General features: G+C 71.1%; 25 protein-coding genes. 12 read left to right on the plus strand and 13 right to left on the minus strand.

The genetic code is table 11. The features are described from left to right. Window positions 1-63 precede the first annotated feature (63 nt). The 5 genes from ABT025_RS13785 to ABT025_RS13805 all read left to right on the plus strand — a co-directional run bounded on the left by ABT025_RS13785 (window position 64) and on the right by ABT025_RS13805 (window position 6,708). A complete protein-coding gene (locus tag ABT025_RS13785) occupies window positions 64-723 on the plus strand; it encodes a TetR/AcrR family transcriptional regulator (RefSeq protein ID WP_350993423.1) in 660 nt (219 codons plus the stop codon). Window positions 724-1,169: 446 nt separating this feature from the next. Continuing rightward, a complete protein-coding gene (locus ABT025_RS13790; protein ID WP_350993425.1) occupies window positions 1,170-2,537 on the plus strand; it encodes a GH1 family beta-glucosidase in 1,368 nt (455 codons plus the stop codon). A gap of 14 nt (window positions 2,538-2,551) precedes the next feature. Further along, on the plus strand, window positions 2,552-3,808 hold the full coding sequence (locus ABT025_RS13795) for an MFS transporter (RefSeq protein WP_350993427.1): 1,257 nt from the start codon (window positions 2,552-2,554) through the stop codon (window positions 3,806-3,808). Between the two features lie 306 nt (window positions 3,809-4,114). Continuing rightward, on the plus strand, window positions 4,115-6,118 hold the full coding sequence (locus tag ABT025_RS13800) for a galactose-binding domain-containing protein (RefSeq protein WP_502971942.1): 2,004 nt from the start codon (window positions 4,115-4,117) through the stop codon (window positions 6,116-6,118). A 197-nt stretch (window positions 6,119-6,315) separates the two neighbouring features. Further along, complete coding sequence (locus ABT025_RS13805; RefSeq protein ID WP_350993431.1) at window positions 6,316-6,708, plus strand: SgcJ/EcaC family oxidoreductase; 393 nt, start codon at window positions 6,316-6,318, stop codon at window positions 6,706-6,708. A gap of 150 nt (window positions 6,709-6,858) precedes the next feature. Here the strand turns inward: ABT025_RS13805 and ABT025_RS13810 are convergent, their stop codons facing one another. Further along, window positions 6,859-9,192, minus strand: a complete 2,334-nt coding sequence (locus tag ABT025_RS13810) for an FdhF/YdeP family oxidoreductase (RefSeq protein ID WP_350993433.1) — start codon at window positions 9,190-9,192, stop codon at window positions 6,859-6,861. 285 nt (window positions 9,193-9,477) lie between these two features. Between ABT025_RS13810 and ABT025_RS13815 the strand changes: the two genes are divergently transcribed. Together ABT025_RS13815 and ABT025_RS13820 are read left to right on the plus strand one after the other, a co-directional pair. Beyond that, entirely contained in the window at window positions 9,478-10,236 is a 759-nt protein-coding gene (locus ABT025_RS13815) for an IclR family transcriptional regulator (protein WP_350993435.1), read from the plus strand. A gap of 167 nt (window positions 10,237-10,403) precedes the next feature. Next, window positions 10,404-12,239: a serine/threonine protein kinase gene (locus tag ABT025_RS13820; protein ID WP_350993437.1), complete on the plus strand. Its 1,836-nt coding sequence runs from the start codon at window positions 10,404-10,406 to the stop codon at window positions 12,237-12,239. Between the two features lie 117 nt (window positions 12,240-12,356). On the opposite strand, the gene ABT025_RS13825 is transcribed toward ABT025_RS13820, so the two are convergent. After that, complete coding sequence (locus ABT025_RS13825) at window positions 12,357-12,770, minus strand: organic hydroperoxide resistance protein (protein ID WP_350993439.1); 414 nt, start codon at window positions 12,768-12,770, stop codon at window positions 12,357-12,359. 116 nt (window positions 12,771-12,886) lie between these two features. Here ABT025_RS13825 and ABT025_RS13830 point away from each other — a divergent pair, with 116 nt between their 5' ends. Beyond that, on the plus strand, window positions 12,887-13,396 hold the full coding sequence (locus tag ABT025_RS13830; protein WP_350993441.1) for a MarR family winged helix-turn-helix transcriptional regulator: 510 nt from the start codon (window positions 12,887-12,889) through the stop codon (window positions 13,394-13,396). A 28-nt stretch (window positions 13,397-13,424) separates the two neighbouring features. Here ABT025_RS13830 and ABT025_RS13835 read toward each other — a convergent pair whose 3' ends face one another. From ABT025_RS13835 to ABT025_RS13865, 7 genes are all read right to left on the minus strand, one after another. Then, on the minus strand, window positions 13,425-13,847 hold the full coding sequence (locus ABT025_RS13835; protein ID WP_502971940.1) for a hypothetical protein: 423 nt from the start codon (window positions 13,845-13,847) through the stop codon (window positions 13,425-13,427). 534 nt (window positions 13,848-14,381) lie between these two features. Continuing rightward, window positions 14,382-14,729: a DoxX family protein gene (locus ABT025_RS13840; protein WP_350993445.1), complete on the minus strand. Its 348-nt coding sequence runs from the start codon at window positions 14,727-14,729 to the stop codon at window positions 14,382-14,384. 142 nt (window positions 14,730-14,871) lie between these two features. Beyond that, complete coding sequence (locus ABT025_RS13845) at window positions 14,872-15,507, minus strand: class I SAM-dependent methyltransferase (RefSeq protein WP_350993447.1); 636 nt, start codon at window positions 15,505-15,507, stop codon at window positions 14,872-14,874. Between the two features lie 37 nt (window positions 15,508-15,544). Further along, entirely contained in the window at window positions 15,545-16,330 is a 786-nt protein-coding gene (locus ABT025_RS13850) for an SAM-dependent methyltransferase (protein WP_350993449.1), read from the minus strand. A gap of 183 nt (window positions 16,331-16,513) precedes the next feature. After that, a complete protein-coding gene (locus ABT025_RS13855; protein WP_350993451.1) occupies window positions 16,514-17,527 on the minus strand; it encodes an NAD(P)/FAD-dependent oxidoreductase in 1,014 nt (337 codons plus the stop codon). After that, window positions 17,524-18,051: an isoprenylcysteine carboxyl methyltransferase family protein gene (locus ABT025_RS13860; RefSeq protein ID WP_350993453.1), complete on the minus strand. Its 528-nt coding sequence runs from the start codon at window positions 18,049-18,051 to the stop codon at window positions 17,524-17,526. Before ABT025_RS13860 ends, ABT025_RS13855 begins: the two co-directional genes overlap by 4 nt. Before the next feature lie 12 nt (window positions 18,052-18,063). After that, window positions 18,064-19,119: a type III polyketide synthase gene (locus ABT025_RS13865; RefSeq protein WP_350993455.1), complete on the minus strand. Its 1,056-nt coding sequence runs from the start codon at window positions 19,117-19,119 to the stop codon at window positions 18,064-18,066. A 118-nt stretch (window positions 19,120-19,237) separates the two neighbouring features. Here ABT025_RS13865 and ABT025_RS13870 point away from each other — a divergent pair, with 118 nt between their 5' ends. Then, entirely contained in the window at window positions 19,238-20,107 is an 870-nt protein-coding gene (locus ABT025_RS13870) for a UbiA family prenyltransferase (protein WP_350993457.1), read from the plus strand. A gap of 16 nt (window positions 20,108-20,123) precedes the next feature. Here the strand turns inward: ABT025_RS13870 and ABT025_RS13875 are convergent, their stop codons facing one another. The 3 genes from ABT025_RS13875 to ABT025_RS13885 form a co-directional block, all read right to left on the minus strand. After that, entirely contained in the window at window positions 20,124-20,642 is a 519-nt protein-coding gene (locus tag ABT025_RS13875; protein WP_350993459.1) for an HAD domain-containing protein, read from the minus strand. 22 nt (window positions 20,643-20,664) lie between these two features. Continuing rightward, window positions 20,665-21,399, minus strand: coding sequence for an SDR family NAD(P)-dependent oxidoreductase (locus tag ABT025_RS13880; RefSeq protein ID WP_350993461.1), 735 nt, complete (start codon window positions 21,397-21,399; stop codon window positions 20,665-20,667). 196 nt (window positions 21,400-21,595) lie between these two features. Next, complete coding sequence (locus tag ABT025_RS13885) at window positions 21,596-21,778, minus strand: DUF6381 family protein (protein ID WP_350993463.1); 183 nt, start codon at window positions 21,776-21,778, stop codon at window positions 21,596-21,598. A gap of 246 nt (window positions 21,779-22,024) precedes the next feature. On the opposite strand from ABT025_RS13885, the gene ABT025_RS13890 reads away from it, so the two are divergent. Both ABT025_RS13890 and ABT025_RS13895 read left to right on the plus strand, forming a co-directional pair. Next, on the plus strand, window positions 22,025-22,711 hold the full coding sequence (locus ABT025_RS13890; protein WP_350993465.1) for a ribonuclease H family protein: 687 nt from the start codon (window positions 22,025-22,027) through the stop codon (window positions 22,709-22,711). Between the two features lie 157 nt (window positions 22,712-22,868). Beyond that, window positions 22,869-23,603: a CDP-alcohol phosphatidyltransferase family protein gene (locus ABT025_RS13895; RefSeq protein ID WP_350993467.1), complete on the plus strand. Its 735-nt coding sequence runs from the start codon at window positions 22,869-22,871 to the stop codon at window positions 23,601-23,603. On the opposite strand, the gene ABT025_RS13900 is transcribed toward ABT025_RS13895, so the two are convergent. Beyond that, window positions 23,572-24,018 (minus strand): FAD synthase family protein, encoded by a 447-nt coding sequence (locus ABT025_RS13900; protein WP_350993469.1) that lies wholly within the window; start codon window positions 24,016-24,018, stop codon window positions 23,572-23,574. The genes ABT025_RS13895 and ABT025_RS13900 overlap by 32 nt on opposite strands. Before the next feature lie 214 nt (window positions 24,019-24,232). Between ABT025_RS13900 and ABT025_RS13905 the strand changes: the two genes are divergently transcribed. Continuing rightward, window positions 24,233-25,495 carry a glycosyltransferase gene (locus tag ABT025_RS13905; RefSeq protein ID WP_350993471.1) on the plus strand — a complete coding sequence of 421 codons (1,263 nt, stop codon included), beginning with the start codon at window positions 24,233-24,235 and terminating at the stop codon, window positions 25,493-25,495. Window positions 25,496-25,593: the final 98 nt, after the last annotated feature.

Below are 25,593 nucleotides of genomic sequence, written 5' to 3' on the forward strand. Positions count from 1 at the left end.
GACCGGGCCTCCGCTCCGTAGCCGCGTGTTACGTTCGCGGCATCGGACGACCGGGGGCACGTGGTGACGGAAGCAGGCGAGCAGCAGCCGGTATCGCGGGCGCGGCTGCGGAGGCAGCCTCAGCAGGCACGCAGCCGGGCCCGGGTCGAGGCCATCCTCGCCGCGGCCGACCGGATCCTGTCCCAGGAGGGGTACGAGGCGCTGACGATGCGGCGGATCGCCGAGGAGGCGGGCACGCCGGTCGGCACCATCTACCAGTTCTACGCGGACAAGAGCGCTGTCGTCGACGCGCTGGGCCAGCGGTACCTCGATGCTTTCAAGGCCGCCATCGACGACCTCGTCGAGCGTACGGTCGAGGGCGAACTGTCCGATCCGGTCGGCATGATGGTCGGTGTCTACGCCGAGCTCTTCCGGTCCCAGGCGGGCGGCATGGCTCTGTGGGCCGGGAGGCATCTCAGCCCCGAACTCGCCCGAGCGGACGAGGCGAGCAACACGCTCATCGCCGAGGGCCTGCAGCGCATCGTGGAGCACCTGACCGGCGGGCCCGGCGGCCACCGGGCGCAACGGGCGACACGGATGGTGGTGTGGGCCGCCAATGCGGTGCTGCACGAAGTGTTCAAGGGCGACGGCGAGCCGGACATGGAAGCAGTGGACGAGCTCAAGCGGATGCTGAATGCCTACTGGGAGGACCTGCGCGGCCGGCTGACGGCCGCGCAAGGGTGACCCCAGGCGCTCGGCGGCTCGCCCCGCTTCGGGCCGCGGGCCCGGACCGCCGGGTCCGCGGCCCGCACCGCGGCTGACCGGCACGCACCCGGGCGCGTGACATGTACGGTCCGTCCCGGCCACTCGCGTCCGTCCCGGCCGCTTGCCCGGCCGCCCGCGCCTGGCCGCTTGCCCGGCCGCCCGCGCCTGGCCGCCTGCCCGGCGCCCGCGTCCGGCCGCCCGCGCCCCGCCCCTCCCCGCCGGTCAGATCGTGGCCATGTCCGACCCATAGAACGTGAACAAGAGTTCATGTTATGTTGCGGCCCACCTCGGACGGCGTACCCGGTCGCAAACAGCCGCCTCCAGGCTGCCGTTGGGGCGCGTAGCGCGGCCTTCGGCAGGATTGCGGAGCCGCGCGGGCGGCCGGGCCCCGGCGACTCGTACATCACCGATGAAGGCAGGCGCCAGTGACGACGAGCTCCACCGATGCCACCCGACTTCCCCGGCTCCCGGCCGGCTTCGCCTGGGGCGCCTCGACCGCCGCGTACCAGATCGAGGGCGCCGCCGACGAGGACGGCAAGGGGGCGTCCATCTGGGACACCTTCGTGCGGCGCCCCGGGGCCATACGTGACGGCCACACCGGCGACATCGCCTGCGACCACCACCACAGGTTCGACGAGGACGTCACGTTGATGCGCAGGCTCGGGCTCGACGCGTACCGTTTCTCGGTGTCCTGGCCCCGTGTCCTGCCCACCGGCGCGGGCAGGATCGAGCCGCGCGGACTGGACTTCTACGACCGCCTGGTCGACGCGCTGCTCGGCGCCGGGATCGAGCCCCTGCCCACCCTGTTCCACTGGGACCTGCCGCAGGCCCTGGAGGACGAGGGCGGGTGGCTGAACCGCGGGACCGCCCATCGGTTCGCCGAGTACGCGGCTGTGGTCGCGGAACGGCTGGGAGACCGGGTCAAGCGGTGGATCACCCTGAACGAGCCCTTCGTCCACATGTCCTTCGGCTACGGCTTCGGCGTCCACGCCCCGGGCCGCGCACTGATGCTGGACGCACTGCCCGTCGCACATCACCAACTGCTCGGCCACGGCCTCGCGACCGCGGCGTTGCGAGCCGCCGTTCCAGGCGCGCAGATACTGATCGCCAACAACTGCACGCCCGTCCGGCTGCGCCACGACGCCCGGCAGGACAAGGACGTGGCCGCGGCCTCCGCCTATGACACCCTGCACAACCGCCTCTTCAACGATCCTCTGCTGCTGGGGAGTTATCCCGACCTGTCGGCCTACGGCATGACCGACGCGAGCTGGGGAGGAGTGGTGCGCGAGGGCGATCTCGCCACGATCGCCGCACCGCTGGACGGGCTGGGCGTCAACTACTACAACCCCACCTGGGTCACCGCCCCGGCCGATCCCGCCTCCGCGCTGCCCTTCGACCTGGCCGAGCCCGCGGAGCCGTACGAGCGAACCGCGTTCGGCTGGCCGGTGGTTCCCGAGGGGCTCACGGAACTGCTCACCGGCCTCAAGGACCGTTACGGCAAAGCCCTTCCGCCGGTGTGGATCACCGAGAACGGCTGCTCGCAGCCGGCCGGGCTGCACGACCGGGCGCGCATCGAGTACCTCGCCGGACACATCACCGCGATCGCCGACGGCGTGTCCCGCGGGGTGGACGTGCGCGGCTACTTCACCTGGTCGTTGCTCGACAACTTCGAGTGGGCCGAGGGCTATCACCAGCGCTTCGGCCTGGTCGAGGTCGACTTCGCCACCCGACGTCGCACGCCCCGGGCGAGCTTCGAGTGGTACCGCGACCTGATCGCCTCCCAGCGGTCCTGAGCGACGGAGCCGTCATGCCCCACGTCTCCGCAGCGGACGACGCCGCCGTCTTCGCCGAGCCCACCGCCCCGGTCAGGGCCGCGTGGACGGTGGACCTCTCGCTGGCCACGCTGGCCGTCTTCATGGCGTTCATGACGCCCATTCAGATCCTGCTGCCACTTCAGTTGGAGCACATCGATCCGAACGACAAGAACGATGCGCTCTCGCTCGTCACCGGCTTGGGCGCGCTCGTCGCGGTGCTTGCCAACCCGCTCGCCGGTGCATGGTCGGACCGCACCACAAGCCGGTTCGGCCGCCGACGGCCCTGGATCCTCGGCGGCGCCCTCGCCGGGGCAGGAGGGCTGTCGATCACCGCCACTCAGCACACCGTGGCAGGGGTCGCCGTCGGCTGGTGCCTCGCGCAGGCAGGCCTGAACGCGATGCTGGCCGGGGTCACCACCCCGATCGCCGACCGTGTGCCGCTCGCCCAACGCGCTCAGGTATCCGGCTGGACCGGCCTCATGCAGTCCTTCGGTCTCGTCCTCGGCGCGCTGATCACCGCGCTGTTGATCACCGGCGTACGCTCCGGCTACGTAACCCTCGCCGTGCTCACCGTCGCACTCTCCCTCCCCTTCGTGCTGCGCCACTCCGAGCCGCCTCTGACCCGGGCGCTGCGCCCCGCTTTCGACGCTCGTACCTTCGCCCGCTCACTCTGGGTGAGCCCCCGGCGGCACCCCGACTTCGGCTGGGCCTGGCTCACCCGGTTCCTGATCAATCTCGGCAACGCCCTCGGCACCCTCTACCTGTTCTACTTCCTCGCCGACGCCGTCCACTACGGTGACCCCGGCACCGGAGTGCTGATCCTCACGGTCGTCTACACCCTCTGCGCCGCACTCACGGCCATCCCCGCGGGTGTCCTGTCCGACCGCATGGGGCGCCGCAAGGTCTTCGTCGTCCTCTGTTCGCTGGTCATGGCCGCAGCGGCCGTGCTTCTCTCCCTGCTTCACACCTGGCCGTCCGCCATCGCTGCCGCGGCCGTCCTCGGCGCGGGTTACGGCATCTACCTCGCCGTCGACCAGGCCCTGGTCACCCAGGTCCTGCCCGAGGCCGCCGACCGCGCCAAGGACCTCGGCGTCATCAACATCGCCAACTCCGGCCCGCAGGTCCTCGCCCCCGCCCTCGCATCGCCGATCATCACCCACCTCGGCGGCTACACCGGCCTCTACGCCACCGCGGCCCTGGTCATCCTCATCGGCGGACTCCTCGTCAACCGCATCCGCAGCGTGGCCTGACGATCAGCCGGACGGCCGGGTCCCCGTCCGTCCGGCACAGCGGAAGGTGGACCCGTGCAGCCGTCCGGGCCATTCGGTACCCCATCGATGCACTCTCAACTAACCACATTCTCAACGGAGTTCACGAAAGTTGAGGAATCCTCAGGTTTTCCTGCCCGGACCGTTGACTCCGCGGACCATGGTCGCGATTCTGAAAACCCATCAGTAACTACATGGGCATGTCAATCGAAGTGAGTGATGACCATGACTCGACCTCCGCGCCGCAGATTCAGATCCCTCACGGTGGTGTCACTGCTCATCGCCGTGATGTCCCTGGTGCTGGGCCCGATGCCCAGCTCCGCGGCGGAGCCCGACCCCGGCTGGTGGACCCCGACCGCGCGGCCCGCGCCCGATGCGCAGATCGACGTGACGGGAGAGCCCTTCAAGGGCACCGACGCCCAGGGCCGCGTAAAGGGCTTCGTGGACGCCCACGACCACATCATGGCCAACGAGGGCTTCGGCGGCCGGCTGATCTGCGGCAAGCCGTTCTCGGAGCAGGGCGTCGCCGATGCGCTCAAGGACTGCCCCGAGCACTACCCCGACGGCTCGCTCGCCGTCTTCGACTTCGTCACCAAGGGGGGAGACGGCAGACACGACCCCGACGGGTGGCCCACCTTCAAGGACTGGCCTGCCCATGACTCGCTGACGCACCAGCAGAACTACTACGCCGAGATCGAGCGGGCATGGCGCGGCGGCCAGCGGGTGCTGGTCAACGACCTCGTCACCAACGGCGTGATCTGCTCGGTCTACTTCTTCAAGGACCGCAGCTGCGACGAGATGACCGCCATCCGTCTTGAGGCGAAGAAGTCGTACGACATGCAGGCCTTCATCGACAAGATGTACGGCGGCAGCGGCAAGGGCTGGTTCCGGATCGTCACCAGCAGCGCGCAGGCCCGTCAGGTCGTCGAGCAGGGCAAGCTGGCTGTCGTCCTGGGGGTCGAGACGTCCGAGCCGTTCGGATGCAAGCAGATCCTGGACATCGCGCAGTGCAGCAAGGAGGACATCGACCGAGGCCTGGACGAGCTGCAGGAGCTGGGCGTGAGCAGCATGTTCCTGTGCCACAAGTTCGACAACGCACTGTGCGGGGTGCGGTACGACTCCGGCGCCCTCGGTACGGCGATCAACGTGGGCCAGTTCCTGTCGACCGGCACCTTCTGGAAGACGGAGACCTGCCGCGGCCCGCAGCACGACAACCCCATCGGCAACGCGGTGGCGGCGGAGGCGGAGAAGCTGCTGCCGAGCGGGGTGGCCGTCCCCGCGTACGCCTCGGACGCGCAGTGCAACACTCGCGGGCTGACCGGCCTGGGCGAGTACGCGGTGCGTGGACTGATGAAGCGTCACATGATGCTGGAGCTCGACCACATGAGCGTCAAGGCCGCGGATCAGGCCTTCGAAGTCCTTGAGTCCGAGTCGTACCCGGGCGTCATCTCCTCGCACAGCTGGATGGACTTGGGGTGGACCGAGCGGCTCTACAAGCTCGGCGGGTTCGCCGCCCAGTACATGAGCGGCTCCGCGGCGTTCAGCGCGGAGGCCGGACGTACGGACGCGCTCCGCGAGAAGTACCAGGTCGGCTACGGCTACGGCACCGACATGAACGGCGTCGGCGGCTGGCCCGCCCCGCGGGGAGGGAACACCCCCAACCCGGTGAAGTACCCGTTCCGCAGCACGGACGGCGCCTCGGTGATCGACAAGCAGACCACCGGTGAGCGCACGTGGGACTTCAACACCGACGGCGCGGCGCACTACGGCATGGTCCCGGACTGGATCGAGGACATCCGCATCGTCGGCGGCCAGGAGGTCGTGGACGATCTCTTCACGGGTGCCGAGTCCTACCTGCGCACCTGGGGGAACGCCGAGAAGCACAGCTCCGGTGTGAATCTGGCCTCGGGTGCGGCCGCCTCGGCGTCCACGTCGGAGTGGTGGAACCCGGCCGTCAGCTTCGCTCCCGGCCGGGCAGTGGACGGAGACGGGGGCACCCGCTGGGCCAGCGAGTGGAGAGACGACGAGTGGCTGAAGATCGACCTCGGGTCCGCGAGGCCGGTGAAGCGCGTCACCCTCGACTGGGAGGCGGCATACGCGAAGTCGTACCGCGTCGAGTTGTCGCAGGACGGCGCGAACTGGCAGACGGCATGGTCGACGACCGCTGGTGACGGCGGCCTGGACACGGCGCGGTTCACCCGGACTCAGGCCCGCTACGTACGGGTCCACGGCCTGGAGCGCGGCACCAAGTGGGGCTACTCGCTCCAGGAGGTCGGCGTCTACAGCGACTGACGGCACCGGCTGCGGTGTGCCGGACCGGGGCCGGCCGGATCGATTTTCCCGATCCGGCCGGCCTGACGTCCCGGCACTTCAGGCAGAGCATGTGCCTGCCGGTGCGGTCAGGCCCTGGGTGAGCGCGGCAAGTGATCGAAAGTACGCCACTGACAGTGCTTGACCTCAAGCCTGCTTGAGGTCACAGAGTGATCTGCATGAACACCGAAACCGCAGACCTGAAAGCCATCGAAGAGGTGGTCGCCACCGTAGAACAGGCTCAGCGTGCCAAGGACGTGGAAGGGTTCCTGGCGCTCTTCCACCCCGAAGCCCTCTGGACGACCGGCCACGGCAAGGTCCTGATCGGCTTGGACGCGATCGCCGAGTTCACCCGCGCCGTGCTGCCCGCAGCCGTCCGGGACGGCGAGATCACCTACGAGGCAGTGCACACGCGATTTCTGCGGCCCGACGTGGCGGCCGTCAAGGTTCGGCAGGTCCACCATGCGCCGGAGGGCGAATCGGAAGGGTCTCCGCTCTACGTCATGACGAAGCAGGACGACGGGAGATGGCTGCTGCACGCATGCCAGAACACCGAAGTGCGGCTCGGGTAGAGCCAGGACGGCCAGTTGGCCGGCTGCTGCGGGCGGAGGCGGTGGGGCAACGGCCTTACCGCCTCCGGTGCGACCCCGGCGGCAACTCCTGCCGGACGCCGAGTGTTCCGCCTGCTTCCACCCTCTCCCGGCCGTTCCGGCCGCTTCTGTTCAGGTGGCGGGGTCGATGGTGACCTTGAGGTGCTTCATGATCGGCTGGTCGCTCTGGGTGCTGTAGTCGCTGAGCGCACACAGCACGTTCATCTCCGGCATGTAGCCGGCCGCACACCCTCGGGGGATGTCGTACGGGATCGCGAGGTAGCCGTTGAGGGACCGCCGGCTGCCGTCCTTCGCCGTGCTCGTGATGTCGACGGGGCCGAGGTCGGCGATGCCGCGTTCACGCATGTCGGCCCGGTTCATGAAGACGAGCGTGCGCAGGTTCCTGATGCCGCGGTAGCGGTCGTTGTCGGAGTAGATCGTGGTGTTCCACTGGTCGTGGGACCGCATGGTCCCCAGGGCGAGTGTGCCGGCGGCGGGGACGACGTCGGGCAGGACGGCGGCCGAGAACTCGGCGCGTCCGGACGGGGTGAGGAAGACCAGCTCGCGGGCCGGCTGCTTGATACGGAAGCCGAGGGGCAGGCGAACGCGGCGGTTGAAGTCCTCGAAGCCGTCCAGAGCCCGTGCCATGGTGTCCCGGATGCGGTCGTAGTCCTCGACGTACCAGTGCCAGGGAGTGGCACTGTCCGGGAGAGCCGCGCGCGCCATGCCGGCGACGATGGCCGGTTCCGACAGCAGGTGCGGCGACGCGGGGCGCTTCATGCCGATCGAGAGATGGACCATGCTCATCGAGTCCTCGACGGACGTGCTCTGGATCCCCTTGCGCTGATGGTCCTTCTCGGTACGGCCGAGGCACGGGAGGATGAGGGCCCGGCTGCCGTGGACGATGTGGCTGCGGTTCAGCTTGGTGCTCACCTGGACGGTGAGGTCGCAGGCACGCAGCGCCTCGTAGGTGTACGGGGTGTCGGGCGCGGCGAGGGCGAAGTTGCCGCCCATGCCGACGAACACCTTCACATCGCCGCTGTGCATCGCCCGGATGGTGCGGACGGTGTCCAGACCGTGCTCACGGGGCGGCTCGATGCCGCACACCTCGCCGAGGCGGTCCAGGAACGCGTCGCCGGGGCGGTGGTCGATGCCGCAGGTGCGGTTGCCCTGGACGTTGCTGTGTCCTCGTACGGGGGAGGGACCGGCCCCCTCGCGCCCCAGATTGCCGCGGAGCAGCAGGAGATTCACGATCTCCCGGACAGTGTCGACGCCGTGCTCGTGCTGAGTGAGCCCGAGACACCAGCTGACGATGGAACGGTCGGCCTCGCGGTACACGCGTGCTGCCTCGAGGATGTCGGTCCGGCTCAGGCCGGACTGGGTCTCGATCTCCTCCCACGGCGTGCTTTCGCACAGCGTGCGGTACTCCTCGAAGCCGGTGGTGTGCCGGTCGATGAACTCCTGGTCCAGCGCCTTGGGGTCGGTCGGCGACTGCTCAAGGACGGCCTTGGCCATGCCACGCAGAAGGGCCATGTCGCCGCCGATGCGGGGCTGCAGGTTCAGGGTGCTGGTCCGGGTCGGCTTGAACAGGGCCATGTCCACGAAGTCGTGCGGCACGATGGTCCGGGTGGCAGCTGCCTCGACCAGAGGATTGACGTGCACGATCCGGGCGCCGCGGCGGTGGGCCTCGGCGAGGGCGGTCAGCATCCTCGGCGCGTTGGAGGCGGCGTTGACGCCCAGGATGAACAGCGCGTCGGCGGACTCCCAGTCCTTGAGGTCGACCGTTCCCTTGCCCGTACCCAGGGATGCGGTGAGAGCACGGCCGCTCGCCTCGTGACACATGTTGGAACAGTCCGGCAGGTTGTTCGTACCCAGCTCGCGGGCCATCAACTGGTACAGGAACGTGGCCTCGTTGCCGAGTCGTCCCGACGTGTAGAACGAGGCCTGATTCGGGCTGTCCAGCTCGCGCAGGGCGCGCCCGACCAGCTCGAACGCGTCCTTCCAGCTGATCGGCACGTAGTGGTCGGACTCGGGGTCGTAGACCATGGGCTCGGTCAGCCGGCCCTGGTTCTCCAGGTCGTAGTCGCTCCATCCGGCCAGCTCGGTCACCGAGTGGGCGGCGAAGAACTCGCGCCCGACCCGCTTGCGTGTCATCTCCCAGGTGACGTGCTTGATGCCGTTCTCGCAGATGTCCAGGTGCAGCCCCTTGGTGTCGTCGGGCCACGCACATCCGGGGCAGTCGAACCCGCTGTTCTCATGGTTCATCCGCATGATCGCCCGCGGGCCGTCGACCAGCGCGCCCTCACGTACCAGGAACCGGCTCACGCTCTTGGCCGCGCCCCAGCCTGCCGCGGGATGGTGGTAGGGGCGAAATGCGGGATCCCCCTCAGGCGCGGGGCCGACCTCGGGCTCCCGTGATTCCTGACCGTCACCGTTGGCGCTCAATTTTTTTAACCCTTCAACCATGTGGGGTGGCTGACAGAACACGTGGGGCAGCTGACGAAGCGACGCCTTCCGGCAGGCTATGCCCGGGGGTATACCCCCGCCATCCGACCGGAGAGCGGGGGTGTACCCCCGCCGTCCGACCGGAGAGCGGGGGTGTACCCCCGCCGTCCGACCGGTGAGGCCCTGCTCTCCCTCCTCTCCACCGGAGGAACGTTCACCCGCCACGCGTGCCTCTCCTGCCGGGGCCCGGCGCCCCCACGGCGGGACGCCTTGCCGCTCCCGCCGCGCGGGGCGATGCTTGGGGGCATGGCCGACCAAGCCGGACCTGAGCCCGTCACGGCCGTCAGACGTGCGCTCCGCCTGCTGGAGACCGTCGGGGCGCGCGCGAGCGAGGCGACCGCGCAGCAGTTGGCCCGGGAAGCGGGGCTTCCTCTCGTCACGGTCCGCGAGCTGCTGCCCGGCCTGGCCCGGGACGGCTTCGTGACGGAGCTGAGCGACGGGACGTACGTCCTCGCCGACGCGGGCACCGGGCCTGGCGGGGGACGCGACGGCCAGGAGCTGCCGGAGCGTGTGCGCCCCGTTCTCACAGCGCTGAGGAACGATCTTCTGGCCGCCGTCTATCTGACCCTTTACGTGGACGGCGAGATCCGGGTCATGGAGATCGTCGACAGCGCCAGGACGCCACGGGTCGATCTCTGGGCGGGCTTCGAGGACGCCGGACATGCGACCGCCCTGGGCAAGAGCGTGCTGCGCGAACTGGACGAGGAGGCGCGTGCCGACTACCTGTCCCGGCACTCCCTCGCCGGACTCACACCCCGGACCATCACCCGCCCGGAGGAACTGATCCAGCAGCTCGACGCCTCGTCGGCCGTGCCGCTGGTCATGGACCGGGAAGAGTACGCCCGCGGCACCACCTGCATCGCGGTGCCTGTGTACAACGGCGATCAGGTCGGCTCCCTCGGGATCTCCTTCCGGTCGGACCGGATGTACCGGACCACTCAGGTCAGGGAGGGACTGCTGTCCTCCGCTGTCCGCGTGTCCAGGCAGCTCTCGCTTCCCCACTGAGGCTCCGGGGGCTGCGACCGCATCCGGACCGGTGCGACGGTCCACTCGGCTGCGAACCGTCCCCGGCGCTGTTTCCGGTTGCCGCGCCGGCGGGCTACCGCCCCGGAGAACAGGGCGAGTTGTCACCTGCCGGTCCGCAGCGCGGACGGATATGGCACAGTCGGGCCGTGGATGCACTGCGGCCTCAGGACCCCGCGCGAATAGGCGCCTACCAGTTGCTCGCCCGCCTCGGCGCGGGTGGCATGGGGCAGGTGTACCTCGGCCGTTCTCCCGGTGGACGGCTGGTGGCGGTGAAGGTCATCCGCGACGAGATCAGCGATCACCCCGAAGCCCTGGCGCGTTTCAGGCGGGAGGCCGCGACGGTCGAGACCGTACGCAGCGCGTACACGGCGCAGTTGATCGAGGCCTCGCTCGACGCGTCCCCCTACTGGCTGGCCACCGAGTACGTCGCCGGGCCCACCCTGCGCGGCGCCGTGGGCGCGCGCGGGCCCTTCCCGCCGGACAGCGCGCTGCGCCTGCTCGCCGCGCTCGCCGAGGGGCTGGCCGCCGTCCACGTCCACGGGGTCACGCATCGCGACCTGAAGCCGCAGAACGTCATCCTGTCGCCGCAGGGACCGCAGCTCATCGACTTCGGGATCGCGCGAGGGCTGGAGCAGACCATCCTCACCCGCGAGGGGATGGCGTCGGGGACCCCCGGCTTCACGGCCCCCGAGGTGCTGCTTCGCAACGAGGCGGGGCCGCCGGCGGACGTCTTCGCGCTGGGCGCGACCCTCGCGTACACCGCGACGGGCCGGCCCCCGTACGGTGCGGGCGACGCGGCGGCCGTGAACTTCCGGACCGTGTACGAGGACATCGACCTGGAGGGGGTGCGGCCGGCGCTGGCCGCACTGATCCGTGCCTGCGTCGCCAAGGATCCGGGGGAGCGACCGGACCCGGCCGCCGTGATCGCCGGCTGCGCCGTGGACTCTCCACTGGCGTCCGACCCCCACTACCGCGCGGTGGTGCAGGCGGCCGACCCCGTGCACGTACCCGGGTACGAGGACACGCCGTCCACGGTGTCCGGTGCGCGACCGCAGCCAGGGGTGGGGCCGGAACCGGACACCGTGCGGGCTGCGGGAACGGGGGCCGGTGCCCGGCCGGAGGGAGGCGGGCCGGCCACGCGGGAGGCCGCGGGACCGGCGGCGACCGAGCCGACGCGGGCGCCCGGAACCACGGCTCCGTCAGACGGCCCGGACCGGCGGCGCCGTTCCGGACGCGCCCCGAGGGGCACGACATGGCTCGCGGTGTGCGCGGTGGCGCTCGCCGTACCACTGACGGTCTGGCTGCTCCCGGGATCGGACGACAAGGGCGGCAGCGCGGCCGGGCCCGAGGCCACCCGGTCCGGGCAGCCGGCCGCGTCCGGTCCGGCGGGCAGGAGTCCGGACGGCAAGGATCCGGACGGCGAGGAACCGGACGGCGAGGAACCGGCCGCCGGACCTCCGGATCACCTGGCGAACGACCGTGTCTCGCAGGACCGCTGGACCCTGTCCCCGGATTCGGTGCAGGCCGCCATGGGGGGTGGTTCCTGTGATCCGGACAACTTCCCCGAGGAAGTGCCACCGGACGGCCTGACGTCCTTCGTTTCGCACACGACCGGCGCGGACACGGCCACCGTGTCGATGCGCCCCAAGGACGTAGGGAAGGGGAAACGGCCCGCGCCCTACTACGTCTCCGTCGGGGTACGGCCCCCGCACGAGACCGACCGGGCCACCGGCCGTCCGCTCACGTCGGTCGGCAAGGGCATCGGCTTCACCAGCAAACCGGTCGACCTCTACTCGCTCTGGTCCTCCGGCGGCACCATCAGGCTCAGGTACCCCGACGACTTCCGGGCTCACTTCGGCGAACGCGCCGTCGACGGGATCCCGGTGGGGGACGACCGGGGCGACTGGACCGTCGTGATCTACCACGTCGAGGGCGGGCCCTCGGAGTACACCTCGGTCGTCTGCAACGGCTTCCACGCCTGACGCACACCCACGGGGAGGTCCTCAACGCCTGACGCACGCCCCACGGGGAGGTTCTCAACCGCGGGACGGGCGGCGACGCTTCCGTCGCCGCCGTGAATCCGCTGCTCGACTGCTCGACTACTCGATGACGAGCTGGACCGGGATGTTGCCGCGGGTCGCGTTCGAGTACGGGCAGACCTGGTGAGCCTGCTCGACCAGCTTGCGGCCGGTGGCCTCGTCGACGGTCCCGGGAAGCTCCACGCGCAGCGTCACCGCGAGGCCGAAGCCCTCGCCCTGCTTGCCGATGCCGACCTCACCCGTCACGGCGGCGTCGGTCACATCGACCTTGGCCTGCCGGCCCACGAGGCCCAGGGCGCTCGCGAAGCACGCGGCGTAGCCGGCGGCGAACAGCTGCTCCGGGTTCGTGCCCTGACCGTTTCCGCCCATCTCCACCGGTATGGCCAGCTGCAGATCCAGCTTGCCGTCGGAGCTCACGGCGCGCCCGTCACGGCCGTGGGTGGCGGTGGCGACGGCGGTGTAGATCGATTCCATGGAAACCGTTCCTCTCGAAGGTCATGTTCCTGCGGCGGTCCGGCCGCTTCCCTGAAGTGAAGCACACAATTGAATTGTGCACAATCAAATGGGGTGAGCGGCGCTATGCTGAATCCATGACCGCCACGCCCAGCCGCACCCGCGAGGCCTCGTCCGAGGCTGACTACCTCCGCCTCGACCAGCAGATCTGTTTCTCCCTGAACGCCGCCTCGCGCGCCTTCGGCAGCGTCTACCGGGTGCTCCTCAAGGACCTGGGGCTCACCTACCCCCAGTACCTCGTGATGCTGGTCCTCTGGGAACACGGCGAGTTGCCGGTGAAGGTGCTCGGGCAGCACCTGCGGCTCGACTCCGGCACGCTGTCGCCGCTGCTGAAGCGACTGGAGGCGGCGGGCCTGGTGCGACGCGAGCGCAGCGCCCGTGACGAGCGCTCCGTGCACGTGCACCTCACGGACGAGGGCGCGGACCTGCGGGAGCGGGCACGGCTCGTGCCCCGCCGGATCGCCGCCGCGACGGGCTTCGACCTCGACGAGATCAACGAGCTGCGGGACCGCCTCGACCGGCTCACGGCCGCACTCGACTCGGCGACACCGGAAGAGGAGCCGGACAGCGCCGGCGCCCGGCAGTAGCGCACCACGCCGCGGATCGCGCGTTCGGTCAGGCGGCGTACGCCGTGACCGCCAGCGTCCCGGACAGCACCTTCCACAGCGCCCAGGCGCCGGCCCGGCTCGCCGCACCGCACCACACGCTCTCCGTGCACCGCGTCGGCCGGTCCTGCCAGGCGCTCACGACCAGGTAGTGGAAGCCGAAGGTGCGGGTGAACGCGAACCGGATGTGCAGACCGTCGCCCAGGTCGTGGCCGGGCAGGGTCGAGATCTGCAGGTCGGTGTCACCGACGGCCTCCACCCGGACCGGGTTTCCGCCCAGCAGATCGCACTCGTCCGCCGGCCGGATCCGGGCCGGACAGCCACCGCTCACCGGGAACAGCCAGAAGTTGTCGGTGAGCTGTCGGCGCACGTCGTGGGCGCTGGTGAAAGGGTGCACCCCCAGCGAGTAGTTGTACCGGTACAGCCACCTCACGCCGCCGTGGCACGAAGCGGGCCCATCGCCGCACCCTTCGGTCACGGCGCCACCGCTGCCCGGTGGCGGGAGGAGAGGGGCGTCGCCGTACGAAGCCGGGGGCGCCGCGAAGAGCAGAAGCGAGACGGCGAGCAGAACGGCCGACACGCGACGAGCCGCCGCACGGGTGAACGTCGCAACGGGCGGGGCCCCAGGCACGCACCCCCGGTGTGCCGTTTCCCTGGGCAGTACCCGGGAGGCGCGGCGTCGGGTGCGACTCGCGTTCCGCATCAACACCTCCCGAAGCGCGGTATGAGCCACCTGGACGGTATGTCCTCGCGCGGGGTTCGGCATCTCAGTGGCGGGCCGCACAGCCCGGGCGCGCCCGTACCCGCCGCCCTCATGGCCCCGGCAGATGCAACTTCGCTGCGGGGGGGCGTCGGAACGTGCCAGGCCCGCGCGCGTCGGCGTGTCTCTGAACCGGCGGCCGGGCGTGGGCCCGGGCTGTGCGATTCCTGAACCGCCTGCCGGCCGCCCCGCCGCCCGGCAGATGGTTCAGGCTGCGAGCCCCAGCGCCATGGCCCCGACGACCGGTGCCGCGTACACCAGGGGGAAGGGGATGTGCGTGTACCAGCGGGCCCGGATCACCGTGACGACCGCACCGGCGAAGTACAGCACCAGGCCGGTCCCCGCCAGGAACCCGATGACCGGTACGAACAGTCCGGCTACCAGGCCCACGGCCCCGGCGGCCTTCGCCGCTCCGAGCCAGGTCCACCAGGAGCGGGGGACGCTGTAGTCGGTCAGGGCCTGGACGACCCACTGGGCGCGGAAGAGCAGGGCGCCGGCCGAGTACCCGGCCATGGCGGCAGCGACGAGAGTGACGACGACGTGGGCGACGGACATGGTGGAGGCTCCTCATCGGGCGGGTGCCGGTGTCTTCTCGCCGGCCTCGGTGGCCGGTCCGGCACTGCACTGAAACGCCCCGACGGGGAAACGTGACACATCCGCGAGAAAATCTTTCCGAGCCTGCGCCCGCGACGGCGCGTCAGCGGCTCCGCCGCGCCAGCACGAAGAGATGCGGTTCGGGCACCGCTGCAGGATGGTCCGGGACGAACAGGTCGGTCTCCCGCGCCAGGACCGTGAATCCGGCTCCTTCCACCACCTCGGTGAACGCGTCCTCGGCGAAGCTGGTCACCTGCACCGGCTGGCCCATGAACGTGCCGCTCACCCCCTCCACGTCCAGCGGCACCGTCGCCACGGCCAGATGCCCGTCGGTCCGAAGCACCCGAGCGGCCAGACGCAGTACGTCCGCCTGCTCGGCACGCGACAACTGCAGGAGCGAGAAGTACACGCAGACCGCGTCGAAACTCCCGTCGGTCAACGGCAGTTCACGGACATCGGCGCAGCGGAACTCGGCCGCGGGCACCTGCCGGGACGCGATGTCCACCATGACAGGGGAGACGTCGACGCCGAGCACCTCGTGGCCGGCTTCGGTCAGCACCTGGGCGGTCGGCCGCCCCGTACCGCTGCCGATGTCCAGTACCCGGCTGCCCGGATCGAGCTGCTCCAGCAGGAGCTCCAGAGAAGCGCGGTGCGCGGCGGAGCCGGCGAAAGCGCGCTCGTATTCGGCACCGAGGGCGTCGAAAACCGATGCGGCGGTGGGGCGTTGTTCCGAATCCATCCTGGTTCTCTCCTTGTTCGACTTCTCCGCTGATCCGCTACGGAACGCGGGCGACGGCCACGTACAGTCCGCTGTGCTCCCGTTCCGGTGCGGGTGTCCCACGGAACCACTCGGGGGCCGTCACCAGGCCGGGCTCGGCGACGTCCAGTCCTTCGAGGAACCGGGCGAACTCGTCCCGGGTGCGCAGTGCCAGCCGGATGCCGCCCTTGTCATACTCGTCGGCACCCTGCTGCCCCCTCTCCGGGTTGACGTCGGACGCGCCCTGGGACAGCACCACATGGCTTCCCGGTGCCAGTGCGCCCGTCAGTGTGCGGACGATGCCGACCGGGTCGACGTCGTCGGGCAGGAAGTGCAGCAGTCCGAGCATGGAGAGGGCGACGGGGCGCCGGAAATCCAGGACCTTGCGGGCCGCCTCGATGATGGTGTCCGGCTCGCGGACGTCCCCCGGTACGTAGTCGGTGGCGCCCTCGGGCCGGCTGATCAGCAACGCCTCGGCGTGACGCAGGACGATCGGGTCGTTGTCGCAGTAGACCACCCGTGAGCCGGGGTTGATCTCCTGGGCGATCTGATGCAGGTTCGGTGCCGTCGGAATGCCCGTGCCGATGTCGAGGAACTGGTCGATGCCCTCTGCGGCCAGCCAGGCCGTGGCACGGTGCATGAACGCACGGTTCTGCCGGGCGCCGATCTTCGCCTCGATGGGCAGCTGCTGCGCCACTGCCTGGTCGACGGGGTAGTTGTCCTTGCCGCCGAGGAGCGCGTCGTAGACGCGCGCCGACTGCGGCCTGCTGGTGTCTATCGGGGGCCGGGACGTCTCTGCCGTCATGGCGAACTCCGTTACAGATGAGGTGAAACCGTTCCTTCGGTGAAGTCTGCCACAGCAACCTCATGATGATCATGCGGTGTTGGGGAGTGCGAGGCTACCTGCAGGGCCGCTGACCTGCGCCTGCCCGGATTCCGTCCGGCCCCGCTCCGCTCCGCCCTGCCCTTCGTTGCACGGTCGGGACTCCTACTGCAGGGCCCGGACCGCCGCGCGGAACAGGGCCGGAGCCCGGTGCGCGGCGGGAACGATCATCCGCGCCGTGGCGGGACAGCGGGCCAGCGCCAACAGCCCTGCGGTGAGCAGTCGATGACGGCGGGTCAGGTGATCCCATCTGGCCGGATAGTCCTGCGGACGGCCGGAGGCCAGCGAGTCCACCGCCGCCCGGGCCGTCGCCACGGCCAGCGCGACCCCCTCGCCGGTCAGCGCGTCCACATAGCCCGCCGCGTCGCCGACCAGCAGCACCCGGCCGGCCTGCCGCGCCCGCGCCTGCTGGCGCAAGGGGCCTGCTCCCCGCACAGGACCCGTGTCCTGGCCGAGGAGCATGGCTGCCAGGCGGGGGAAGGCCGCCAGATGCCTGTCGTACGCGAGCCGCTCACCGCTGAGCACGGCCACACCCACCAGGCCGTTTCCGAGCGGCGTCACGTACGCCTCGCCGTGCCGGGACCAGTGGACCTCGACGAACTCCGTCCACGGCGTGACGCGGTAGTGCCGGCGCAGCCCGTACCGGCGGACCGCGGTGCCGGGGCCGTCCAGGCCGAGCCCGCGGCGCACGGGCGAGTGCAGCCCGTCGGCCGCGATCAGCCAGCGGGCGGTCAGCCCGCAGGCGGCCACCCGGTCGTGACCCTGCCGCACGTCCCTGATTCTGTCCGGCACGATCCGCACGCCGAGCTCCACCGCCCGCGTGTGCAACGCGATGTGCAGCGCGGTCCGCCGGACGCCGAGCCCGGTCCGGCCACGGAACTCGGCTTCCGCGCTGCGCGCGCCCTCCAGGTAGCGGATCCCGCGCAAGGGGTGGCCGGAGACCTCTACGCCCAGGGCCCGCAGCGCGGCGACCCCGCTGGGCATGATCCCCTCGCCGCACGCCTTGTCGACGGGGGCGGTGCGGGGTTCGACGACGACGCACTCCATGCCGAGCGAGGCCGCCCGGATCGCCGCCGCAAGGCCGGCCGGGCCGCCGCCCGCGACCAGGACGTCGATCACGCCGGCACGCCCCCGGCCGGCGCGGCGGCGAGCGCCGCCTCCTCGCACCGGACACGTACGGCCATGAGCGCCGCGTTGAGCACCGTGAAGAGCGCCGCGGTCACCCACGCGCCGTGGACGAGCGGCAGCGCGATCCCCTCTGCGGCCACGGCGACGTAGTTCGGGTGGCGCAGCAGGCGGTACGGTCCGGCGGTCACCAGCGGCAGCCTCGGGACCACGATGACGCGCGTGTTCCACCGGGGCCCGAGCGTACGGATGCACCACCAGCGCAAGGCCTGTGCGGCCACCACCACGGCCGCCGTCGTCCAGCCGAGCAGAGGCACGAACGGCCGGTCGGCCAGTCCGGCCTCGGCCAGGCACCCCGCCAGCAGCGCGGTGTGCAGGGCGACCATCGCCGGATAGTGGCCGCGACCCGACTCGGTCCCGCCCCTGGCCAGCGCCCAGCGCGTGTTGCGCAGGGCGACGGCGAGCTCGGCGAGGCGTTCGACCGCCACGGCCAGCACCAGCGCGGTGTACCAGATCATGTGTCCTCCGACCTACCAGCGCAGCAGCACCAGTTCGCAGCAGAATCCGGGGCCCATGGCCATCAGCAGCCCGGGCGAACCCCGTTCGGGCCGCCGCTGTTCCAGCGTGTCCCGCAGGACGTGGAGCACCGAGGACGAAGAAAGGTTTCCCACCTCGGCGAGCGAGCGCCAGGTGACGTCGAGCGCGCCGTCGGGGAGCGAGAGGACATCGGTGACGGCCTCCAGGACCTTGGGCCCGCCCGGGTGGCACACCCAGTGGGCGACGTCCTTCGGCTTGAGCCCGTGCTCCGCCAGGAAGTCCCGTACGTCGTCGGCCAGATAGCGGCGCACCACCTCCGGAACGCCCGGATCGAGCACCACCTTGAAGCCGGAATCACGGATGTCCCAGCCCATCACGTGCGTGGTGTCCGGATACAGCCGGCTGCGGGTGGCCACCACCTCGGGCCCGGCAGCGGACGCCCGGTCCTCGCCGAGCGCCACCACCGCGGCCGCACCGTCACCGAACAGTGCGGTCGCCACCAGATTGGCGGGCGACGCGTCGTCCCGCTGGAAGGTGAGGGAACACAACTCGACCGAGAGCAGCACCGCCACGTCGTCGGGCCGGCCGAGCAGGTAGTCGTGGAGCCGGGCGATTCCCGCGGCCCCGGCGACGCAGCCGAGCCCGAAGACCGGCAGCCGCTTCACATCCGGCCGCAGGCCGAGACGCCCCACCAGCCGGGCGTCCACGGAGGGAGCCGCGACTCCGGTGACGGAGGTGAACATCAGCAGGTCCACGTCGGCGGGCCGCAGCCCCGCCGTCCGCAGCGCCCCGCGCAGGGCCTCGGCACCGAGGTCGACCGCCGCTCCGATGAACACGTCGTTGGCGTCGCCGAAACCGTCCAGCTCCGCGTAGCGTTCCAGTGGCAGCACCATGTTCCGGGTGCGCACCCGGGCGTTCTCGTGCAGCCGGTCCAGGACCCGCCGGTCGGCCCCCTGCGGCAGACAGGTGCGGGCCACCATGTCAGTGATCTCGCGCTGGGTGTGGCGGTACGGGGCCAGGGTGCCGTGCACGGCTGCGATCCGGCTCATCCCGAGCCCTGCTTGTCAGGCGTCATGGCCCATCCCTGCCCCACATGGTGGACAAAACACCGCAAACAACCCGTGCGGCTGTCAGGTTCTCGGTGTCCGGAGTACCTACGATCACGGGATGGGCACTCCGGACCCGTCCCGCGCCTACGCCGCGACCGCATGGCCGCTCCGCCGCGCAGCGGCGCTGACCCGCTCCTGCCATCCGGGGCCGGTGGTCGCGGTGACCGCGACCGCGGGCGCCCTGGGCGCGGGCGCCGGCCTCGACAGGATCCGCTGCGTCCTCCTCGTCGCCGCCGTGCTGAGCGGCCAGCTCTCCGTGGGCTGGTGCAACGACGCCTTCGACGCCCGGCGGGACGCCGCCTCCGGACGCAGAGGCAAACCGGTGGCCGAGGGGGCGGTGAGCAGGGGAGCGGTCTGGACGGCGGCGTCCACCGCCGCCCTGCTCTGCGTTCCGCTCTCCCTGGCCTGCGGCCCGCTCGCCGGCGTGCTGCATCTGGCGGCCGTGGCGGCTGCCTGGGCGTACAACCTGAAGCTGAAGGCCACGGCCTTGTCCTGGCTCCCGTACGTCATCGGGTTCGGCACCCTGCCCGCCGTGGCCGCACTGACCCTGCCCGCCCGCCCCGGACCGACGTGGTGGGCGGTGACCGCCGGTGCGCTACTGGGGCTGGCGGCTCACCTGGGTGATGTCCTGCCCGACATCGAGGACGATCTGAGCAACGGCGTGAGAGGCCTTCCGCACCGGCTGGGCGCCACCGCCACCGGCCTGCTGCTGCCGGTTCCCCTCGTGGCGGCCTCCGTGGTCCTGGCGCTCGGCCCGGCGGGCCCGGCCGGTCCGTGGGGAGCGGTGACGCTCGCCGTCTCGGTTCCGGCGGCACTCGCGGGGCTCCTGCTCGCCGGGACCTGGCGCAAGGCGCCGCTCGCCGCCGCGGCCGTCGTCGCCGGGGCGGACGTGGCGCTCCTGCTGGTGCGCGGCACCGCCCCGGTGTGACCCGGGCGCGCGGCCCTCAGACGGTCCGCAGCCAGACGTCGAGCAGCCGCAGGTCGGCGTCGGTCAGTCCGAGTCCGGGATCGACGCGGTGGAGCAGGGACGGCCCGCCGTGGTGGGCCGCCACCCAGCGCCGGTCCCGCTCGGTGATCTCGTCGTCCACCCATGCGAAGGCGCGCCCCGCGGCCCAGCCGACGAGAGTGCGTGTCTTCCAGTGGAGCCCCGCCCGCGTGTCCCGCTCCTCCTCCTCCGAAGGGGCGGGCCAGGTGACCACGCGGAGTTCCGGCAGGCCGAGTCGCGGTGCGACGACCGCGTTCGCCTCGTCCGTCCACGTCGTCGCCCAGACCAGCTCGCACGCGAGCGCGGCGAGCCGGGGCCCGAGAGCCGGGTCGATCCTGTCGAGCAGCGGATTCGCCCCGGCTGCCGGTGGAAGCGGGCTTCCCGGGTACACGGGGTGCCCGCCGGCGCGGGGGCCGAACGGGATGAGGGGGCCGTCGACATCGAGGAAGAGCAGCGGAAGCCCGCCGGGACCGGTCACCGCTGCACGGTACAACCGGACGTCAGCGACCGCCCGCCACCCTCAGGATCGCCCCGGTGGCGTACGAGGCGTCGTCCGAGAGCAGCCACGCGACGGCACCGGCGATCTCCTCGGGCTGTCCCGGCCGGCCCAGAGGAATCCCGGCGGCAGCCTTGTCGGGGCGTTCCGGGTCGGCGTGGAAACCGGTCCGGATGATCCCAGGGGCCACCGCGTTGACGCGGATCCCGGCGTCGGCGACCTCCTTGGAGAGCCCGACGGTCATCGTGTCCACGGCTGCCTTGGCCGCGGCGTAGTGGACGTACTCCCCGGGGCTGCCGAGCGTGGCCGCAGCCGACGACATGTTGACGATGGCCCCGCCGCCCGACCGGCTCATGTCGCGCACGGCGCGCCGCGCGCAGAGCAGGTAACCGACGACGTTGACGTCGAGGGCGCGCCGGAGCCCGGCCGCGTCGGCGTCGGCGAGCGGACCCGTCGGGCCGCCCACCCCGGCGTTGTTGACCAGACCGGTGACCGGGCCGAGCTCTGCCGCAGCGGTTTCGAAAAGCAGGTCGACGGCGGCCTCGTCGGTCGTGTCCACCCGCACCGTGACACAGCGCCTGCCGGTATTCCGTACGACCGCGGCGACACTCTCCGCCGCTGCCGCGTCGGAGCGGTAGCCCAGGGCGATGTCATGGCCGTCGGACGCCAGACGTACGCAGACCGCGGCTCCGATGCCACGGCTGCCGCCGGTGACCACGGTGACGGGATGGCGGCTCATGCAAGCTCCCTCGCTCCTGTGGGGCGCCGACGTGACGTCCTCGGTGAGGGGTCCATCGTAGGGAGCGGTGATCAACCTCCCCCGGGCGGGCCTTCGGTGTCCTGGACAGGCGCATGCGCGGCGCGCGTACGCCGATGGGCTGCCACCCCCTCATGGAAGGGTGGCAGCCCATCGTCCGCGTGTGCGCCGCGGGTGACTAGGCGGGGCGGTCGCTGCCGGCCCGGACGTCCTGCTGCTCGCTCTGCTCGTGCAGCTTCCGGGCCTTCTCCTGGAGCCGGCGCCGCTGCTCCGGATCGCTCGTGCGCTCCGCGGCCTCGGTCATGTGCCTGGCCTTCTCGCGCATCTGCTGGGCTCGGCCGGTTTCTCCTGCAACGCTCATCGTCGCTCCTTGAACGGTAGGGAAGAGCGGGCCCCTTCAGGGAAGCAGCGCTGCGTGAGCATCGCACCCCGAAGCGTCACGTACGGTGAGAGTGGCAGGTGGCGTGGGTGGGGTGCCCAGGGCCTCTTCCGGATCACGCCGTGCTCGCGGGGGTCCGGTGTGCGCGAAAGGCCCTGGCCGGCGCTGTGCGGCACCGTGCTTCGGGACCGGCGTGAGCAGGGCTGTCCGGCTGGCATGATCAGGGGTATGAACGAGCGCATGATCGCCGCGTGTGACGGGGCGTCGAAGGGTAATCCGGGGCCCGCGGCCTGGGCCTATGTGGTGGCCGACGCGGAGGGCAGGCCGCTGCGGTGGGAGGCGGGGCCGCTGGGCACGGCCACCAACAACGTCGCCGAGCTCACCGCCCTCCAGGAACTGCTGGAGTCACTCGACCCGGCCGTGGCGCTCGAAGTCCGGATGGACTCGCAGTACGCGATGAACGCGGTGACCAAGTGGCTGCCGGGCTGGAAGCGCAACGGCTGGAAGACCTCGGCCGGCAAACCCGTCGCCAACCGCGACCTGGTGGCCCGCATCGACACCCTGCTGACCGGGCGGGCCGTGCAGTTCGTCTACGTGCCGGCCCATCAGGTCGACGGCGATCCGCTGAACGCCCTGGCCGACCAGGCTGCCAGTGAAGTGGCCGTCGCGCAGCGCGCGGCCGGCACCTCGCAGGGCTCCGCGGACCTGCCGGTTCCCGCGCCCTCCCGTGCCACCGAAGGACGGAAGGCGGCCGGCGCGACGAAGAAGACGGGGAGCGCGGCCCGGGCCGGAGCGACCATCCGCGCCAAGTTCTCCGGCCGGTGCCACTGCGGAAAGGCGTACGCGGCCAAGGACATGATCGCCAAGAACGATCATGGCTGGGGTCACCCGGAGTGCCGGACCGCCACCGCCTGACGCGAGGCACCCCGGCAGGGCGCCCCTTCCGGCCGGTCCGGGACGGGTCGCGGTGATCCCGCCCCCGCACGCGGACGCGCGTGCCATGATGCGGCTCCGGCGGCAAGGTCCGAGATGCCGCCGGAGCTGTGGGCAACGGCGACACGCTGGGGGGCGTATGAATAGCACGGGTACGGTGCTGCGTGAGCTGCGCGGGGCGCAGAAGTCGGCCAAGGGAGTGTCGCTGTACTCGCGGTACGTGAACCGGCCGGCCGGGCGGGTCTTCGCGGCCGTCGCGTTCCGGCTCGGCATGACACCCAATCAGGTCACCCTGGTGAGTGCGGCGTTCACCTTCGCCGCCCTCGCTTCGGTGGCCCTGGTCCGCCCCTCCTGGGGGTTGGCCGTCCTGGTCTACCTGGGGCTGGCCGTGGGCTTCGCGCTCGACTCGGCCGACGGGCAGCTCGCCCGGCTCACCGGCCGCGGCGGGCCGGACGGGGAATGGCTGGACCACGTCGTCGACTGCGCCAAGATGATTCTGGTCCACACCGTCGTACTGATCTCGTTCCACCGCTACTTCGCTCTGCCGTCGGACGGCTGGCTGCTCCTGCCGCTCGGCTTCCTGTTCGTCGCGGTGCTCACCTTCTGCGCGGGGCTGCTGCGTGAACAGCTGGGCAAGGCTGCCGCCGGTCCCGCTCCGGCGGGCGGTGCGGCGGCGCCCGCACCCGTCTCCCGGCTACGGGCCGTGGTGCTGCTGCCGGCCGACTACGGGGTGTTCTGCCTGGTGTTCCTGCTGCTCGGCGACGAGACGGCGTTCCGGACCGGATACGCCGTGCTCGCCGCCGTGCACGCACTGTTCCTGGTGGCGTTTCTCGGCAAGTGGTTCAGGGAGCTGAGAGCGCTCCGGGCAGGCTGACCAACGTGTCCAGCGCCCGGCGCAGCTGGGTGCTGGACGTGTGCACGGTGTACGGGAAGTAGACAACCTCCACGCCGACTTCGGCGAAGTCGCGTTCGAGGCGCTTGCCCTTCTCCGTGTCGCGCCAGTCGTCCCCCTTGAAGATGACGTCGAACCTGACCTGCTGCCAGGTCTCGACCTTGTCCGGCACCGTCTCGACGAATGCCGCGTCCACGTACCGCACACTCCGGACGATCTCCAGCCGCTCCGGCAGCGGAATGATCGGCCTGTGACCCTTGGCCAGTGCGGCCATCTCGTCCGACACGACCCCCGCGACCAGGTAGTCGCACTGACTGCGGGCATGTCGCAGGATGTTGAGGTGGCCTACGTGGAACAGGTCGTAGACCCCCGGCGCGTAGCCGACCCTGTGCACCATCCGTTCTCTCCCCCCACGGTGTGAACGTGATGTCCGTGTCCCACCGGAAGGTGTCCGGACATGGCATCCGGTCCGGTGGGATATCGGTATCGGTGTTGATCGTGCAACGACCTTACTGTGAAGACCACTTGCGCATCTCGTGAACGGATAAGCTCACTTTTGGGGCTGTTCCTTGGGGGGAACACAGGTGGCTCCGGGGGAGGGTGATCGTCCGATGCCAGAAACAGAGCACCACAGACCGCTCGACGGCCGCCGTCTGCTGGTGGTCTCGACGAACTACGCGCCGGAGCTGACCGGCATAGGCCCGTACGCCGCCCAGCTCGCCGAGCACTGGGCCCGCTCAGGGGCCGACACCCATGTGCTGACCGGCATGCCGCACTACCCGTCCTGGCGGACCGAGGCGGCCTACCGGGGCGTGTGGCGGGCCGAGGAGCGGCGCTCGGGCGTCACGGTCCACCGGCGAAGACACTATGTGCCGCCCCGGCAGAGCGCCCTGCGCAGAGCCGCTTTCGAGGCGAGCGTGCTAGCGCACGGCCTCGCAGCCCCGCCCGCGCTGCGGCCCGACGTGGTGATCTCCCAGCTGCCGAGTCTCGCCGGTGGTGTCATCGGCGCCCGGCTGGCCCGTCGGCACGGCATCCCCTACATACCTGTCGTGCAGGACCTGATGGGCGCCGCCGCCGCGCAGAGCGGCATCCGGGGCGGCGGCCGGGCGGCCGCCCTCGCCTCACGGGCCGAGCGCTACGCCCTCGGGGCCGCGACGCTGGTCGGCGTCATCCACGAGAGCTTCGTCCCCCGGGTCACCGCCTACGGGGTGGCCCCGGACCGCATCCGGCTGGTTCCCAACTGGAGCCATGTCCAGGCGCCTTCGGCCGACCGTGCCACGACCAGGGCCCGCCTCGGCTGGCGCGAGGGCACCCCTGTCGTGCTGCACTCCGGCAACATGGGGCTCAAACAGGGGCTGGAGGTCCTTGTCGACGCGGCACGGCTCGCCCCCGAGATCCGCATCGTCCTGATGGGGGACGGCAACCAGCGCGACGCCCTGCTGGCCCGTGCGTCCGGCCTGACCAACCTCGACTTCCTGCCGCCCGCCGGCGCGGACGAGTTCACCGACGTCCTGGCCGCCGCCGACGTCCTCGCCGTCACCCAGCGCGCGTCCGTGCTCGACATGAGCGTGCCCTCCAAGCTCACCTCGTACTTCGTCTCGGGCCGCCCCGTCATAGCCTCCGTGGCCGACGGGGGCGGCACCGCCCAGGAGGTGCAGCGCTCGGGCGCCGGACTCCTCGTCGCGCCCGAGGATCCGGCCGCGGTACTCGCGGCGGTCCGCAAACTCGTCGAGGAACCCGCCGCAGCCGACGAACTCGGTTCCCACGGACCCCTGTACGTGGCCAGCCACCTCGGCCGGGAAGCCGGGCTCGCCCGCTTCGACGCACTGCTCACCGAGGTCCTTCAGGACGCCGAAGGGAGAGACCGCCGATGACCCACCCGATCCGCGCCCTGGAGGACCAGGACGAACCCGCGCTGCTGCGGGACCAGTTCCGCCAGCTCCTGCGCTACCGCGCCCTGCTCGCGTGCGGC

The sequence above is a fragment of the Streptomyces sp. NPDC002809 genome (genome assembly GCF_040295435.1).
Lineage (GTDB): Bacteria > Actinomycetota > Actinomycetes > Streptomycetales > Streptomycetaceae > Streptomyces.